The organism is Pseudomonas sp. GW-45 (assembly GCF_056896675.1).
Genome location: NZ_CM167674.1, coordinates 2021298 through 2037734 on the forward strand (window position 1 = coordinate 2021298; position 16437 = coordinate 2037734).

Annotated in this window: 13 protein-coding genes; 11 read left to right on the top strand and 2 right to left on the bottom strand. The window is 57.4% G+C overall.

The window, feature by feature from the left end:
• Positions 1–8: 8 nt before the first annotated feature.
• Genes tssH through AC1XYH_RS09240 form a run of 10 tightly spaced genes read left to right on the top strand, consistent with a single transcriptional unit; the run spans position 9 to position 13507 of the window.
• A complete protein-coding gene (gene tssH, locus AC1XYH_RS09195; RefSeq protein WP_483322918.1) occupies positions 9–2591 on the top strand; it encodes a type VI secretion system ATPase TssH in 2583 nt (860 codons plus the stop codon).
• Between the two features lie 10 nt (positions 2592–2601).
• Positions 2602–4149, top strand: coding sequence for a sigma-54 interaction domain-containing protein (locus AC1XYH_RS09200; protein ID WP_483326337.1), 1548 nt, complete (start codon positions 2602–2604; stop codon positions 4147–4149).
• 52 nt (positions 4150–4201) lie between these two features.
• On the top strand, positions 4202–4339 hold the full coding sequence (locus AC1XYH_RS09205; RefSeq protein WP_483326338.1) for a type VI secretion protein: 138 nt from the start codon (positions 4202–4204) through the stop codon (positions 4337–4339).
• 20 nt (positions 4340–4359) lie between these two features.
• A complete protein-coding gene (gene tagH, locus AC1XYH_RS09210; protein ID WP_483322919.1) occupies positions 4360–5544 on the top strand; it encodes a type VI secretion system-associated FHA domain protein TagH in 1185 nt (394 codons plus the stop codon).
• A 5-nt stretch (positions 5545–5549) separates the two neighbouring features.
• Positions 5550–6038, top strand: coding sequence for a type VI secretion system lipoprotein TssJ (gene tssJ / locus AC1XYH_RS09215; RefSeq protein WP_483322920.1), 489 nt, complete (start codon positions 5550–5552; stop codon positions 6036–6038).
• 3 nt (positions 6039–6041) lie between these two features.
• Complete coding sequence (gene tssK / locus AC1XYH_RS09220; protein ID WP_483322921.1) at positions 6042–7373, top strand: type VI secretion system baseplate subunit TssK; 1332 nt, start codon at positions 6042–6044, stop codon at positions 7371–7373.
• Positions 7374–7378: 5 nt separating this feature from the next.
• Positions 7379–8269 (top strand): type IVB secretion system protein IcmH/DotU, encoded by an 891-nt coding sequence (gene icmH / locus AC1XYH_RS09225; RefSeq protein WP_483322922.1) that lies wholly within the window; start codon positions 7379–7381, stop codon positions 8267–8269.
• A complete protein-coding gene (gene tssM / locus AC1XYH_RS09230) occupies positions 8266–11787 on the top strand; it encodes a type VI secretion system membrane subunit TssM (RefSeq protein ID WP_483322923.1) in 3522 nt (1173 codons plus the stop codon). The genes icmH and tssM overlap by 4 nt, the downstream gene beginning before the upstream one ends.
• Complete coding sequence (locus tag AC1XYH_RS09235) at positions 11787–12518, top strand: PP2C family protein-serine/threonine phosphatase (RefSeq protein ID WP_483322924.1); 732 nt, start codon at positions 11787–11789, stop codon at positions 12516–12518. Before tssM ends, AC1XYH_RS09235 begins: the two co-directional genes overlap by 1 nt.
• Positions 12518–13507 carry a serine/threonine-protein kinase gene (locus tag AC1XYH_RS09240; RefSeq protein WP_483326339.1) on the top strand — a complete coding sequence of 330 codons (990 nt, stop codon included), beginning with the start codon at positions 12518–12520 and terminating at the stop codon, positions 13505–13507. The genes AC1XYH_RS09235 and AC1XYH_RS09240 overlap by 1 nt, the downstream gene beginning before the upstream one ends.
• An 85-nt stretch (positions 13508–13592) precedes the next feature.
• Here the strand turns inward: AC1XYH_RS09240 and thrH are convergent, their stop codons facing one another.
• A complete protein-coding gene (gene thrH / locus AC1XYH_RS09245) occupies positions 13593–14210 on the bottom strand; it encodes a bifunctional phosphoserine phosphatase/homoserine phosphotransferase ThrH (RefSeq protein ID WP_483322925.1) in 618 nt (205 codons plus the stop codon).
• Positions 14211–14425: 215 nt separating this feature from the next.
• Here thrH and AC1XYH_RS09250 point away from each other — a divergent pair, with 215 nt between their 5' ends.
• Entirely contained in the window at positions 14426–15151 is a 726-nt protein-coding gene (locus AC1XYH_RS09250; protein ID WP_483322926.1) for a phosphoadenylyl-sulfate reductase, read from the top strand.
• A 67-nt stretch (positions 15152–15218) separates the two neighbouring features.
• On the opposite strand, the gene cysB is transcribed toward AC1XYH_RS09250, so the two are convergent.
• Entirely contained in the window at positions 15219–16193 is a 975-nt protein-coding gene (cysB, locus tag AC1XYH_RS09255; RefSeq protein ID WP_483322927.1) for an HTH-type transcriptional regulator CysB, read from the bottom strand.
• Between the last annotated feature and the right edge of the window lie 244 nt (positions 16194–16437).

Genomic DNA, 16437 nt, shown 5'->3' on the forward strand with positions numbered 1-16437 from the left:
CTGATGACATGATGCAACTCGACCTACAACAACTGGTGCAGGCACTGGACGCAGCCAGCCGGCAAGACCTCGAAGCCGCTGCCGAGCGCTGCATGCAGCGCGGCGGCAACAAGGTACTGGTCGAAGACCTGTTGCTCGGCCTGTTGGAGCGTTCCGATGGCCTGCTCAGCCGCGCCCTGCAGGACGCAGAAATCGACTCCGGCAGTCTGGCCGAAACCCTGGTGCCGCGCGGCCAGAATGAGAGCAGCAGTAATCCGAGTTTTTCCGCCGAACTGGTGCAGTGGCTGCAGGACGCATTGCTGATCGCCAACCTTGAACTGGCCAGCAGCCGCATTGATCAGGCGGCACTGATTCTGGCGCTACTGCGCAATCCGATGCGCTACGCCGGCACGCCTTACCAGACAGTGCTAAGCGGTTTGAATGCCGAACGCCTGCGCGACTTCGCGCTCTCTCAGCAGAACACTGCAGGCAGCGAGCACGCCGCTACGGGTGAATCGGCCCTGCAACGCTTCACCCACAACTTCACCCAACAAGCGCGCGACGGCAAACTGGACCCCGTGCTCTGCCGTGATCAGTCGATCCGCCGGATGATCGATATCCTCGCCCGCCGCCGCAAAAACAACCCCATCGTGGTAGGCGAAGCGGGTGTCGGAAAAACCGCGCTGGTAGAAGGGCTGGCGCTACGCATCGCCAACAACACCGTTCCTGAATCGCTGCGCAATGTTGAATTACTGTGTCTGGATCTCGGCCTACTACAGGCCGGCGCCAGCATCAAAGGCGAATTTGAGCGCCGCCTGCAGGGCGTGATCGACGAGGTCAAAGCGTCGAGCAAACCTATAGTGCTGTTTATCGATGAGGCACACACGCTGATCGGTGCAGGTGGTCAGGCTGGCAGCGGAGACGCCGCCAACCTGCTAAAACCCGCCTTGGCGCGTGGCGAACTGCGTACCATCGCCGCCACCACCTGGAGCGAATACAAGAAATACTTTGAAAAAGACCCGGCGCTAGCCCGGCGTTTTCAGCCAGTCAAACTGCTCGAGCCCACTCCAGCCGAAGCCGTAACCATACTGCGCGGTTTGGCACCGGTGTATGAGCGCAGTCACGGGATTTATCTGCGTGACGATGCCGTGGTGGCGGCAGCCGAACTGTCGGCGCGCTATCTCGCTGGGCGGCAACTGCCAGATAAAGCCGTTGATGTGCTGGATACCGCTTGCGCCCGTGTGCGCATAAGTCTGGCAGCCGAGCCTTGCGCGCTGGAAGCGCTACGCGGAGAAATCGCCGAAGGTGAACGCCAACTGCAGGCGGTGCAACGCGACCTTGGCGCCGGATTGGAGATTGACCAGGCAGCATTGGACGCTCTGGAAACCCGCCTGCATGTGGCCCGCGACGAAGCCAGCGCGCTAGCACACCGCTGGCAGGTGCAACGTGAACTGGCCGAACGGCTATTGACGTTGCGCCAAGCGTGCGCCGAAGGTCGCGAAGCTGAAGTGGTCGATGCAGCGGTGTTGCAAGAACACGAGCAGAGCCTGCAACAGGTGCAGCGCGAGCTGAGCCAGGCGCAAAGCCAGGAACGGCTGGTCAGCCATGAGGTGTGCCCACGCCTGGTCGCCGAGGTGATTAGCCACTGGACCGGCGTACCGCTGTCGCAACTGGCGCGCGAACACAATGCCAAGGTCACCGCATTCGCCGGTGATCTGCGCCAGCGTCTGCGCGGTCAGGAACCTGCCATCGCCGCACTGGATCGCGCCATGCGCGCCACCGCCGCTGGCCTGAATCGACCTGAAGCACCGGTGGGCGTCTTTCTGCTGGTAGGCCCCAGCGGCGTCGGCAAAACCGAAACCGCCCTCGCTTTGGCAGACCTGCTGTACGGCGGCGAGCGCTTCCTGACCACCATCAACATGTCCGAATTTCAGGAGAAGCACAGCCTTTCGCGCCTGATCGGCGCGCCGCCCGGCTACGTCGGCTATGGCGAAGGCGGCATGCTGACCGAAGCCGTACGGCAAAAACCCTATTCGGTCATCCTGCTGGATGAGGTGGAAAAAGCCGATCCGGATGTGCTCAACCTGTTCTACCAGATCTTCGACAAAGGCATCGCCAACGACGGTGAAGGCCGTGAGATCAATTTCCGTAACACCCTGATTCTGATGACCTCAAACCTGGGCAGTGAGCAGATTGCAGCGCTCTGCGCCGATGGAGCTCAGCCCGATAGCGAACAATTGGAAGAGGCCATTCGCCCGGCTCTGGTCAGACACTTCAAAGCCGCCCTGCTCGCCCGCATGCGAATCGTGCCTTACTACCCGATTGCCGGCGAGATACTCGAAGAGCTGGTTGAACTGAAACTGCAGCGCTTTTCCGAGCGCTTGCAGCGCCGCCACCTCACCTTCAGCCATGATCAACAGTTGGTTACCCATTTGGCCGAACGCTGTTTGCGTGCAGACAGCGGTGCACGCTTGATTGATCAGTTGATCGACGAGCATCTGCAGCCACAGGTAGTTGATCGCCTGCTGGATGCCATGGCCAGCGGCCAACGGTTGAGCAGCGCCAAAGCGACACTGGGTAGCGCAGGAGCGATTGTCTGTGAGTTCGCTTAAGCTGCCCAGCCTGTTTGACCAATTGGCCCAGCCGCTGGTCTATGCCGAGTCGTTGCTGGCGCGCTTTAGCATCCTGGCCGCCAGCAACGACAGCCGTGCCCTGCAGCAACAGCTGGTCGCCGCTGCGGCTGATTTGAGCCACTGCCCACTCGCACAGCTTTATCTGCTAGACAAGACCCAGACCCAATTAACGCTCTGCGCAGAATGGCTCGATGGCGCGCCAATGGCCCGTGAAGAGTCGACCCTGCCGAGCGACTACAAAGACCAGCAACTGCTGCAGTACTGCCTATTCCAGAATCAGGTGCTGCACGTTAATTCGCTGGACAACAGCTTATACGCCACCCCTTTCCTGCCAGAGACCGACCGCAGTTGGCGCAGCCTGCTGTGCCTGCCGCTACATGACCGCGAGCAACATCTTGGCGGCCTACTGCTGATCGCCCAGCGCGATACTGAGACGCTGGACGCCTTTGCCGATTCACTGCGTCTGCTCGGCGACTTCGCCATGGGTCAGCTGCAACTGCTGCAGCGCCTTGACGACACCCCACCAAGCGCTCCGGCCAGTGTAGATAACACAACAGTCAGCCATGAGCGTGGTTATGGTCTAATTGGTGACAGCCCCGTCATGCAGCGGGTGCACCGCCTGATCAGCAAGGTATTGCACAACCCCGTGAGCGTCATGGTGGCTGGCGAGACCGGAACCGGCAAGGAACTGGTTGCCCGCGCCGTCCACGATTACGGGTTACGCCGCAGCCAACCTTTTATCGCGCAAAATTGCAGTGCGCTGCCTGAAGCCTTGCTGGAGAGTGAACTCTTTGGCTATGTCAAAGGCGCTTTTACTGGTGCCACGCAGGATCGCATTGGGCTGTTTGACGCGGCCAACGGCGGCACACTGTTTCTTGATGAAATCGGTGACATGCCATTCGGTCTGCAAGCCAAAATATTGCGCGTGTTGCAGGAAGGTGAGCTGCGCCCGCTGGGCAGCAACCGCACCCATAAAGTTGATGTACGCATCATCGCAGCCAGTCACCACGACCTACGCACCTTGGTAGACAAAGGCCAGTTTCGTGAGGACCTGTTCTACCGTCTTGGCCATTTTCCGATAGAGGTCCCGCCACTGCGTGAGCGCGGTGGCGACATTCAGTTGTTGGCCACCCGGTTTTCTGAAGAAGCCTGCCGCTTTTTGCAGCGTGAGCCCTGCCGTTGGTCAGACGAAGCGCTCGAACATCTCGCCGGCTACCACTTTCCCGGCAACGTGCGTGAACTCAAGGGGCTGATTGCTCGCGCGCTGTTGCTCTGCGACGGCAACGTGTTAATGCCCGAGCACTTCAGCCTGCCAGACAGCCCGCAACCCATTAACAGCCGCTCGTTACGCGAACGGCTTGAGCAGGTCGAACGCAACTTATTGCTCGACTGCCTGCGTAAAAATCAGGGCAATCAAACCAGCGCCGCCAGCGAGCTCGGTCTACCGCGCCGCACCCTGCTCTATCGCATGCAGCGACTGAACATCAATGCCGCCGACCTTAGACACAAGGAGCGAGCCCATGCTCAGACCCGCTAACCGGGCCCCTTTAAAACCAACCAATACGCTCAAGATCGAAGGAATTATGGATATGACGGCACCTGCTACTCGCTGCCTGCTGGCTCTTGCATTAACAGCCCTGCTGGTCGGCTGCGCTGGCAACCACAAGTTTGACGACGATGAGTATCGCCCCCTGGGTGATCCCAAGACAGTAAGCCGCGACGCCTAGTCGCAAGGAGCATTAACGCAATGGAACTGGTCTTCGATGTTGTCAGTGCGCAACAATTTGAACCGGGTGTGCCCAACAGCAAAACCTTCCGTCAGGCTGGCGGCATTATCGGCCGTGGGGATGATTGTGATTGGGTAATACCCGACCGCAAGCGCATTGTGTCAGGCCGACATGCTGAGGTGAGCTTCCACAACGGTGTGTTTTACCTTACCGACACCAGCAGCAACGGCATTCTGTTCAAGGATACCGAAACCCCGCTGCCCAAGGATAAACCGCAGGCCATCGAGCATGGACAGGTTTACTGCTTTGGCGAGTTCGAAATTCGAGCTCGCTTGGCGCAGGACCCGAGCGTATTCGCGGAGCCAACCGACCCGCTTGAACAGCCGGAAAGCCTAATCCCTGACGACGCTTTTCTTGACCTCGATCCGCTCAACGCCATGGATCAACCTGAGCAGGCCTACCGCGGCAACGACGATTTCGCGCTGCTCAATCAGCCTCCGCCAGGTTATGCCGATCAGCGCGCGGACTACGCCCGGGTCGATATGGAGAGCCTGCCGATTCCCGAGCTACGCCAGCCAGAGCAGCCTCCTGCACCCGTCAAACCCACCACCACACCGTTGGCACCCGGTTTCTGGGATAGCTTCGCCAAGGCGCTAGGGATGGATTTAGGGGGGCTAACTGAAGCGGAGCGCGAGCAACTCGCACTCAAGAGCGCCACCCTGTTGAAGCAAAGCATGGGGCAGCTGCGCCAGAACCTGCATACCCAAGCCAAACTTAAACACGATCTACAGTTGTCCGCCGAAAACCAGACCAGTCACCCACTGGTCCAGGCGCCGGACAGTGCAGCAGCGCTAAGCCAGCTGCTAAGCAACACCCGCAGCGACGAGTCCGCTCACCAATTGCTGTCCTCTGCCTTTAGCGAGCTGCAATCGCATCAGGTGGCTTTGGTTGCCGCCAGCCGGTCGGCGACCAAAGGTCTGCTCGAACAACTGGCGCCGGAACAACTCAAGCTACGTTTTGAACAGGATGGCAGCGGCTCCTTGTTAAATAGCGCTGGCGGCCGCTGGCGCGCCTATAGCCGTTTGCATCAAAACCTGCAGCGTGATGAGCAATGGCACAAAGAGTTGTACTCGCCGGCCTTCACCCAAGCCTATCAGGATCAGTTGCGCCTGATTGCCTCTCTCAACAGTTCATATCAAGGATGATCGCTATGTTTTTATCATTCATTAACCGCTGCCTGCTCGGCTCACTCTGTGCCCTCGTGATCAGCGGCTGCTCCAGCCTCTCGCCTTACTCGGATATGACCAAGGTTGATCTGACCCTGCAAGGCAGCGAGCGTTTGAACCCCGACATCAACGACCGTCCTTCGCCCATCGTGCTGCAATTGATTGAGCTAAAGAATCCGGTCGCCTTCGAGCACGCCGACTTCTTCTCTCTGTACCAGCGCCCGCGTGAAGTACTGGCCCCCGACCTGGTGGCGATGGAAGAACTGGAACTGCGTCCGGGTGAAGAGCGCAGCTATAAGTTGTCCGCCTCACCAGAAAGCCGCTATTTAGCAGTGCTCGCCGCCTATCGTGATCTGCCAAAAGCGCAGTGGCGCATCGTAGTACCGCTACACAGCGAGGAACGCAATCCGGTCGCCCTGTTACTTGATGAGCACGGTATCAGCGCGCTGGATTCCAGCAAGGATGAGGATTGAAGCATGAGCATGCCAAAAGTGGTCTGGCAGGAGGGCATGTTGCTGCGCCCTCAGCACTTTCAACAAAATGACCGGTATTACGATCAACAGCTAAAAAGCCGTACACAGAAGCTGATCAGCCATGCGTGGGGCTTCTTCAGTCTGGAAATAGACGCGCAGTTTCTCAATATGGGTAAGCTGGTGATCAGCCACGCCAGCGGCGTGCTACCGGACGGTAGCCTGTTCGACATTGGCAATGAAAAAGAACCCCTGGCGATCGATGTACCGCCCAACACCAGCAGCACGCCGGTGTATTTGGCGCTGCCGCTGGTTACCAGCAATCACGTAGAAACCCGTCGCCCCAACCAACGGGATGTACTGGCGCGCTACACCGCCCACGAAACCGAAGTGGCGGATTCTAACGCCGGCGACAGCAGCGCCAGTCAAGTCAGCTGTGCTCAGCCAGACTTTCGCTTGTTGCTGGGTCAGCATCCGAATGAGCAAGCCTTCGTGCGACTGCAAATTTGTGAAGTCCAGGACAGTACGCCGGATGCGGTGATCAGCCTGAATCCAGAGTATGTGCCAACCTACCTGCACACCCACGCCAGCAGCTATTTATTGTCTTGTTTAAAAGAGGTGGTAAGCATGCTTGCCCATCGCGGCGACATGCTGGCCGAGCGCATACGCGCCACCGGCAAGATGGGCAGCTCTGAGGTCGGCGACTTTATGATGTTGCAGTTGATTAACCGCTGCGAACCGGTGCTGCGACATCTACTCAAACTGGAGCAGGTTCACCCGGAGCAGATCTATCGCGAGCTGTTGGCGCTACTCGGTGAGCTGTCGACCTATTCCAGCGAAAGTAAAAGACCCAAACACGATAGCTATTACCAGCACAGTGACCAGGGCCAGAGCTTTCGCAAACTGATGGACGCGATTAGGCAGGTGCTGTCGATGGTGCTGGAACAACACGCCGTCGAGTTGCCGCTGCAGGAACGTCAATACGGCATAAAAGTGTCGCCGATCAACGATCCCAAGCTACTCGGCAGCGCCTCCTTTGTACTGGCCGCCAGCGCGCAGTGCGATTCTGAAGAACTGCGTAAACGCCTGCCCGCACACCTTAAGGTCGGCGCAGTGGAACGTATTCGTCAGCTGGTCAATCTGCATCTGCCGGGCATCAAGGTCAAACCGCTACCCGTCGCCCCACGGCAGATTCCGTTCCACTCCAGCAAAACCTATTTCGCCCTCGAGTTCACTTCGGAAGAGTTGGCACAACTGGAGCGTTCCGGTGGTTTCGCCTTCCACGTGTCAGGTGAAATCAGCGGGCTGGATCTCGCGTTCTGGGCCATCAGGAGCTAAGCAAGATGATCAAGGAAATGGAATACAGTCAGGATGACAAAACGGTCATCCTCAGCCGCCAGGGACATAGCCCGGCCAATAGCACGCTGACCGACTTTGCCGCCCCGCCGCGCTATGAAAAGCTCGAAGAGCGCATGGTGTACGCCGCACGGGTAAAACCCGCCGAGCAGTCACATCAAGGTTTGAATCCCTTGGTTGGCATGGCAACCAGCCTGCTTTCCGAAATTGTCCGACTAAAACACAGCCACCAATCCGAAGACCTCTATCTACTGAAAGAGCGTTTAGCCAGCGAGATTAAGCTGTTTGAGCACCGCGCAATGCAAGACAGCACCGACAGTGGACAGGTCATGGGCGCGCGCTACGTGCTTTGCACCGCACTCGACGAAGCCGTAGTCACCACGCCTTGGGGAAACGAAAGTGAATGGTCGCAGATGAGCCTGCTGAGCAGCTTTCACAACGAAACCTTTGGCGGCGAAAAGTTCTTCATTCTGCTCGACCGCCTGGCGCGTAACCCCGTCAAGCACCTCGACATGTTGGAGCTAATGTATGTCTGCCTGTCGCTCGGTTTTGAAGGCAAGTATCGCGTACTGCCACGCGGCTTGCTGGAACTGGAAAATATCCGCGACAGCTTGTTCCGGCAGATCCGCCAGATTCGCGGTGATGTGCCACGCGAGATATCGCCCCACTGGGAAGGGCTCAAAGGGGAAGGTCGACGGCTAGTGCGCTACGCGCCCTGGTGGCTGGTAACCGCACTCACACTTACCTGTCTGGCCGTTACCTATGCGGGATTTGCCTGGGTGCTTGATCAGCAGCGCGACGCTGTTATGCCGCCTTATCTTAGTGAAAGCGCCCAGACAACAGCGGCGCCACCGGTAGCAGGGAAGAATGCACAATGAAGGGATTTGGACGAAAAGTCGCAGCCGCGCTGCGTAAAACCTGGGTATGGACACTGCTCTGCGTGCTACTGCTGGCACTGATTATCTGGACCGCAGGTCCGGCGCTGGCGATCAGCGATTACCGCTTCTGGCAATCTGCCGGTAGCAGGTTGCTAAGCATCAGCGTGCTGTTTCTGGCTTGGGGCCTAAGCATGGTGTTCTTCAACTGGCGCCGCGACAAGCGCAAAAAGGCCGAAGAGAATGACCAGCAAGCGCAAGAGCGCATTCGCCGCGAAGAGCAGATCGTTGAGCAGCAACTAACGCTGCACGAACGCTTCCGTCAGGCCATGCGCACCCTACGCACCTCTAGCTTGTACCGCGGTCGCAGCGAGCGCTGGAGGCGTGACCTGCCTTGGTACTTGTTGCTAGGGCCTGAATCCAGTGGCAAGACGAGCCTGCTTGACTACTCCGGCCTGGAATTTCCGCTCAACAAGAGCGCCGAGCAACGCATGACTCGAAGCCTAACCGGCACCGATTATGCCGACTGGTACTTTGCCGAGCACGCGGTGATCATCGATACCGCCGGCCGCTACCTGACCCAGCCTGACAGCGAACTCAACGCACTAGGCTGGCACACCCTGCTTAAGCTGCTACGCCGTCGCCGGGGCAAGCACCTCAATGGCGTGCTGGTGACCCTGCCGAGCGACTTGCTGCTCAGCGGCAATGAGATGGAACTGGAAGCACTGGCACGGCAAACCCGGCAGCGGCTGCTGGATGTCAACCAGCAGCTCGGCGTCGATGTGCCCGTTTATCTGGTACTCAGCAAGGCAGACCAAATCCTCGGATTTGATGAATTCTTTGATCACCTAAGCCAAGAGGAAAGACATCAGGTCATGGGCGCCAGCTTCAACAAGGAGCAAGACGGCACCGACACCAACGTAGTCCGCGCCGAATTCGACGCCCTGCTGCAGCGCCTGAATAGCCAGATCATCCCTCGTCTGCATCTGGAGCGCGACAATCAACGGCGTGGCCGCATTCTGGACTTTCCGCATCAGTTAGGCAGCCTTGGCGAGCACCTCGGCTTGTTCATCGAGCTGGCGTTTGCCGGCAACCGTTACCAGCGTGTTACCCAGCTGCGCGGCTTTTATCTAACCAGCGCACCGCAGCTGCAGGGTGCGCACGATCCTATGCAGAGTGAGTTCAGCCGAAATCTGGGTATGCCCGCCCCGCCGCTGCCGGCCTACCATCGCCAGCAAGGTTATTTTATTCAGCGCTTGCTCAATGAAGTGATCTTCCCTGAATCGGCGCTAGCCGGCTTGGATGAACGGGAAGTTAAACGCCTGCATCGCCGCCAACGGATCCTCTACGCTGCCGCTTTTGCTGGTTTGACGATCCTCGGCACCAGCTGGGCCTTGGCCTTCTCGGCCAACCATGACCGCTTTGAACAGTTGCGCCAACTCAGCGAATACTTCAACGGCAAACCCGGCAGCATCAGCGCGCACAGCAATGCGCCACAGCTGCTCAAGCAACTGGATACCCGCTACGCCGCGACCTTGGTCTTCCCACCACGCGAAGATGTGCGCTGGCATGAGAAGGCAGGCCTCTATCCCGGTGAGCAGGTTAATCCTGATCTGGATGCAGCCTATCAGCAGGCGTTGAAGCAATATTTGTTGCCCTTGGTAGCCAAGCAGCTGGAAGCGCAGATTCGAAACGACATGCACGACCGCGAACTGCTACTGGGTAGTCTGCGCGCTTACTTGATGTTGAACATTGAGGAGCGCCGCGACCCAGCCTATCTGCAAGACTGGATGGCCGATGAGTGGTCGCTGCGCTACGCCAATAACAACGCAGTGCAAAGCAGTCTGGGTGATCATTTCGAGCGCCTGCTGGACTCCAATTTTGCGGCATACCCCCTGAATACCCGTTTGGTAGCCGATGCACGTCAGCAGCTGCGGGGCGAATCGTTGGCCAGCGTCATCTACCGTATGTTGCGTGAACAAGCACGGCGCTTACCCGAATACCGTATGGATCAGCACATGGGGCCGCAGGCACTGTTGCTGACTGCACGTAGCAACAGTATTCCCGGCTTTTACACCAAGAGCGGTTATGAGCAAATGTTCCTGGCGCAAGGTGCGGATCTGGTGCGCAACATGCTCAAGGACAACTGGGTACTGGGTAATAGTGAGGCACTTAGCCCACGCGACCTGGCCCGCCTGAGCAAGGAGATGGAAGCACTTTACTTCCAGGATTACGCCGACCAGTGGATCAACGCCATCGCCAAGCTGCAGCTCGAACCACTGGGCGCAACTGGAGCTGGCGCCGAGAAGCTATCCGGGCTGGCCGCGGCCAATTCACCGATTACCCGGCTATTGCAGGAAGTGCGTGAGAACACCCTGTTTACTCCGCCAGAGATACCTGAAATCCCGGATGAAGTAGGCAATATTGGTAATTCGCGCCGGGCCCGGCAGCTGCAGAAAGTCGCCGAATTAGGTGTGGAAGCAGCGGCCGATCAAATCACCCAAACCGCTGGTCAAGCGGCCTTGCAGCAGCGCTTCAGCAATCTGCACCAGTTGCTCGACGCTGACGGCAATCCCGGCCCGCAACTGGCCAACGCATTGCAGGCCATGGGTGCGCTGCAGATGCAACTGGCACAACTAGCCAACTCCAGCACACCCCAGCAGGATGCCTTCGACATGGCCAAGTCGCGCATGCAAGGGCAACGCGACGCCATTAACCAGGTGCGCAGTAGCGCCGGCAACCTGCCCAGCCCGGTCAGTAACTGGGTTTCTTTGATCGCCGAAGATGGCTGGATGCTGGTGCTTTCAGACGCTCATCAGTATCTCAATCAGCGCTACCGCAGCGAACTGTACAGCGCCTATCGTACTTCACTGCGTCAACGCTATCCGTTTGCTACCAATACCGACAGCGACGTTGATCTCGCCGACTTCCGTGCCTTCTTCAAGGAACAGGGCATTGCCGACGCTTTCTTCGAACGCTATCTGTCACCTTTCGTGAGTGGCTCCGCCGGCAAATATCAGCTGCGCCGGGTAGATGGCCGTGCGCTGCCGATCTCCCGCGAGTTTCTCGGGCAGATGACCCGCGTGCAAACCATACGCCGCAGCTTCTTTGCAGAGGATCCGAACGAGCCGAGCATTTTGTTCAAGCTTGAGCCCTACTCGCTCGACTCCAGCCTAGGCCGCGCCAGCTTTCGCTATGGCAATCAACAAATGGAATATCGCCACGGGCCCATAGTACAAAGCTCATTCCGCTGGCCATCGCGCGCGGAGGAAGAGCGCATCAGTCTGGTAGTAGAAGATCTGGGTGGTCGCCGCATGGGCATGGAACAACGTTCAGGCACCTGGTCACTTTTTCGGCTACTGGATCAAATGGAGGTCGATTACCACACCGACCGTGACGTATTGCTGCTCAAAGCCAGCTTGGGCGGTCTGCGCGCCAACTACTTGCTGCACAGCCAACGTGCGCCCAATCCCTTCGACGTCTCGGTACTGCGAGGCTTTGAATTGCCAGCGAGGCTGTAATGGAAGTACTGCAAAGCTGCTGGAGGAGCGCCGCGCGCACCGACAGAGGCAAAGTACGTGAACGCAATGAGGACTCCGTGCTGGACCAACCAGAACGCGGCGTATGGCTGGTCGCCGATGGCATGGGCGGCCACCAGAACGGTGCACTGGCCAGCCGCCTGATCGTGGAAGAAATTGCCGAGCTGGAGCTCGGCGGCAACCTTGACCAGCAGGTACGCAGGGTGCGCCAAGCGCTGCATGTGGTGAATCGCCGGCTTGGCCATGAAGTGACGGTGACGGCTGACCAACCGGATGCCGTCATGGGCAGTACCGTGGTCGCACTGCTCGGTAACCAGGAGCGCGCTGTTTGCCTGTGGGCCGGGGACAGCCGCTGTTATCTGTGGCGCAACCAACGGTTATATCAGCTGTCGCGTGATCACTCATTAATGCAGCAGCTGATTCACGAAGAGCAGGTTGATCCGCTGGAGGCTGCACGCCATCCCGCTGCCAACGCACTGACTCGCGCAGTCGGTGCGCATGAGCGCCTGGTGCTGGATATCCTCGAATTCAGCGTGCAACCCGGCGACACCCTACTGCTATGCAGCGACGGCCTCTACCAATCGGTATCCACCGGTATTCTCAGCCATGCCCTGGGTTTGATCTCGCCCGAAGCAGCAGTCGAATACTTATTTTCACACGCCCTTTCCGGCCCCGCACGCGACAACATCAGTGCGGTGGTTATGCGTAGATGATGCACAAGGAGCAATCAATGGATTCTGCAGTGGATACCCCTGCTAGCCCAGCTGGTACGCAGGTCGCTGGCAAACCCGCAAAACCCACCTTGCCCGCGGTCAGGCAAGGTGGCGAACTACCGACGGTGCTGAGTAACCGCTACCGCATTGAGCGTCTGCTCGGCGTGGGTGGTATGGGCGCCGTTTACCGTGCCCGTGACCTGTTACGCGAGCAATACGGTGATCCCGATCCTTACGTTGCGTTGAAAACCCTGAACGAAGAGTTTGCCGAGTACCCCGACGCCAACGCCCTGCTTTACAGCGAGTTTGCGCTTACCAGCCGCTTGCGCCACAGCAATGTTATTCGCTTCTATGCGTTCAACGTAGATAGGGTCAGCCAACGCGCCTTCATGACCATGGAGATGCTCAAAGGCCCGACGCTGGATCAGCTAATCAGCGAACGCACTGAGGGCTTGAATTGGCATGAGTTGCAGCAAATCGCCGTACCACTGCTCGAAGCTCTGCATGCCTCGCACAGCGTTGGCGTTTTGCACGGCGACATCAAACCCAGCAACGTCATACTCACCGCTGACGGTTTGCGGCTGTTTGATTACGGCCTAGGACAACCCGTACAGGGCCTGTTGCCGGGGCTACCGCGCCTGAGTCGTAAGCGTATTGCGGCCTGGACGCCCCGTTACGCCGCACTGGAACTGCTTGAAGGTGGCCCGCTGACCGAAGCTGCAGATCTGTATGCCGTCGCGGTGATTTTGTACGAATTGAGTAGTGGCCATCATCCCTACAGCCGGTTGACCGCCAAGCAAGCAAAATGCATGGACCAAGGCGGCACACTAAACAAGCCTGAGAACCTGCCAAGCAACTGTTGGCCAGCGTTAAAGGCCGCTCTGGCATTTGACGAAGAACAGCGAAATACCACGGTGGCCCAGCTGCTAGCCTGCTTCAGTTTTAAGCCAACCAGTCTGTTGCAGCGCTTGTTTGGCCACGCCGGCTAGCGCAATACAGGATACTCATACATAACAAAAAACGCCCCGCAAATCGGCTTTTGCGGGGCGTCTTGGTGTCACCGGAAAAAAATGATTAGAGCGCGAGTTCGCGGTTCGACGCTTTAATGAATTCTTTTTTCAGCTCTTCAAACGTGTGAACTGCGGGGAACTGCGGAAATTCCTCGATCACATTGTCAGGCGCGTGGAACAAGATACCCGCGTGAGCTTCCGAGAGCATGGTGGTGTCGTTATAGGAGTCGCCGGCAGCGATGATGCGATAGTAAATGCTCTTCAGTGCAACCACTGACTGACGCTTAGGATCTTTCTGCCGCAGTTGGTAATCCACCACACGGTCATTCTCATCGGTAATCAAGCGATGGCACAGCAGCGTGGGGAAGCCCAGCTGGCGCATTAACGGCTGTGAAAACTCATAGAAGGTGTCAGAGAGGATCACCACTTGAAAACGCTCGCGCAGCCAGTTCACAAATTCAACGGCGCCGTCCAGCGGCTTGAGCGTGGCAATCACTTCCTGAATATCGGATAGCTTGAGGCCATGCTTGTCGAGAATCGACAGGCGCTGCTTCATCAATACATCGTAATCAGGGATATCTCGGGTGGTCGCCTTGAGTTCTTCGATGCCGGTCTTCTCGGCAAAGGCAATCCAGATTTCGGGGACCAATACGCCCTCAAGGTCAAGGCAAGCAATTTCCACGTAACTCTCCTGATTAGGGTAATTTCAATGCCGCACAATTTACCGGCAAGCGCTTCAGGGCGCAACGACAAAGCCCATTCAGCCGCGCTGCACATAACATAAGCGCATAAAAGTATAACTAAATAAAAGAGGATGGACTAAAGCCCCTTTGTTAAACTTTCCGTCCATAGAACGGTGAACAATACAGACACCGCGGGATAAAGAGCCTGATGCCCATGACCACATTTAATACCGCACAATTTGCTGTCGATTACGCTAACGAATCGCCGCAAAAAATCCTTGAACTGGCCTTGCAACACTTCGACAACCTCTGGCTGTCCTTCAGTGGTGCCGATGACATAGTCGTACTCGACATGGCCTGGAAGATTAACCCCAATATCAAAGTATTCACTCTGGATACCGGCCGCCTGCACCCGGAGACCTACCGATTCCTGGAGCAGGTACGTAAACATTACGGTATTCAGATCGAAGCACTGTCACCTGATTACCAGCAGCTGGAAGGCTACGTGCGCGAAAAAGGCCTGTTCGACTTTTACGAGAGCGGACATGGCGAGTGCTGTGGCATCCGTAAAATCGCCCCGTTACGTCGCAAGCTAAGCAATGTGGACGCCTGGATTACCGGTCAGCGCAAAGACCAGAGCCCAACCCGCGCAGACGTGCCGGTTATCGAACAGGACGCTGCGTTCTCAACGCCTGAACACACCTTGATCAAGTTCAACCCTCTGGCCAGCTACAGCAGCGAAGACGTGTGGAATTACATCCGCATGCTGGAGATCCCCTATAACCCGCTGCACGAAAGAGGCTTCGTTAGCATCGGTTGTGAGCCCTGCACCCGCCCCGTGCTGCCCAATCAGCATGAACGTGAAGGACGCTGGTGGTGGGAAGAGGCAACGCAGAAAGAATGCGGCTTGCATGCTGGCAATCTGATCGCCAAGTCTTAGCGCTAACGCCAGACACAAAAACGCCGGAGCATCACACTCCGGCGTTTTTCATGCTGCAACACTGCGCTTAAAGCACCGGCAGCTCTATCTCGGCGAACAACTCCTCTAGCTCCATCCGGTTACTGCATTGCAACGCGCGGCCAATCATTTCGCGGTTCAAATGGGGGGCGAAGGTTTCGATAAAGTCGTACATAAAGCCCCGTAAGAAAGTGCCACGCCGGAAACCAATCTTGGTCACGCTGGCTTCAAACAGCTTGCTGGCATCGATCACCACTAAATCCGCGTCAGCCACGGGGTCAACCGCCATATGCGCTACGATGCCGACACCGAGACCCAAGCGCACGTAGGTTTTGATTACATCCGCATCAGCCGCAGTAAACACCACCTTGGGTGATAGGCCCCGGTTACTGAAAGCCTCGTCCAACTTGGAACGCCCAGTAAAACCAAACACGTAAGTCACCAGCGGGTGCTCCGCCAGCTCTTCCAGCGTCAGTTCAGTAATATTTGCCAGTGGATGCCCCTTGGGCACAATCACACAGCGATTCCACCTATAACAGGGCATCATCACCAAGTCGGAAAATAGTTCCAACGCCTCGGTGGCAATGGCAAAGTCTGCGGTGCCGTCCACTGCCATTTCACAGATCTGCATCGGCGTGCCCTGATGCATGTGCAGTGAAACGTCGGGGTAACTGCTGATGAACTTCTTGATGATCGGCGGCAAGGCATAACGCGCTTGAGTGTGGGTGGTGGAGAGCGTTAGCGTGCCCTTGCGTTCGTTGCTGAACTCCTGGGCGATCTGCTTAATGCTATCGACCTTGCGGAGTATTTCGCCAGCGGTCGCAATGATACTTTCGCCTGCGGGAGTGATGCGCGTCAGGTGCTTACCGCTGCGCGAGAACACCTCTACTCCAAGCTCGTCTTCTAGCAACCGAATCTGCTTGCTGATACCGGGTTGTGAGGTATACAGGCTCTGCGCCGTGGCGGATACATTGAGATCGTGGTGGGCCACTTCCCAGATATAGCGCAGTTGCTGCAGCTTCATTGTAGGTATTCCTCTGTATGAACCAGCGACTCGAGTAAGAGACGCCTGCTTGGTCTTGGACGTGACACCGTAAGGCGGTGCTGCTGAGGTATTTCAGCAGCCGCTCCGGGGTAGACCGCTTATAACCAGATTAGTTGTTATTCGTCTTAGGTTAGACGATAAAATCCGGCTAATACAGAAAAGTTTAAAAATGCTGACAAACAACCTGGCTCAGGCCAGAACAAAAGAAAGATTATCTATAAAT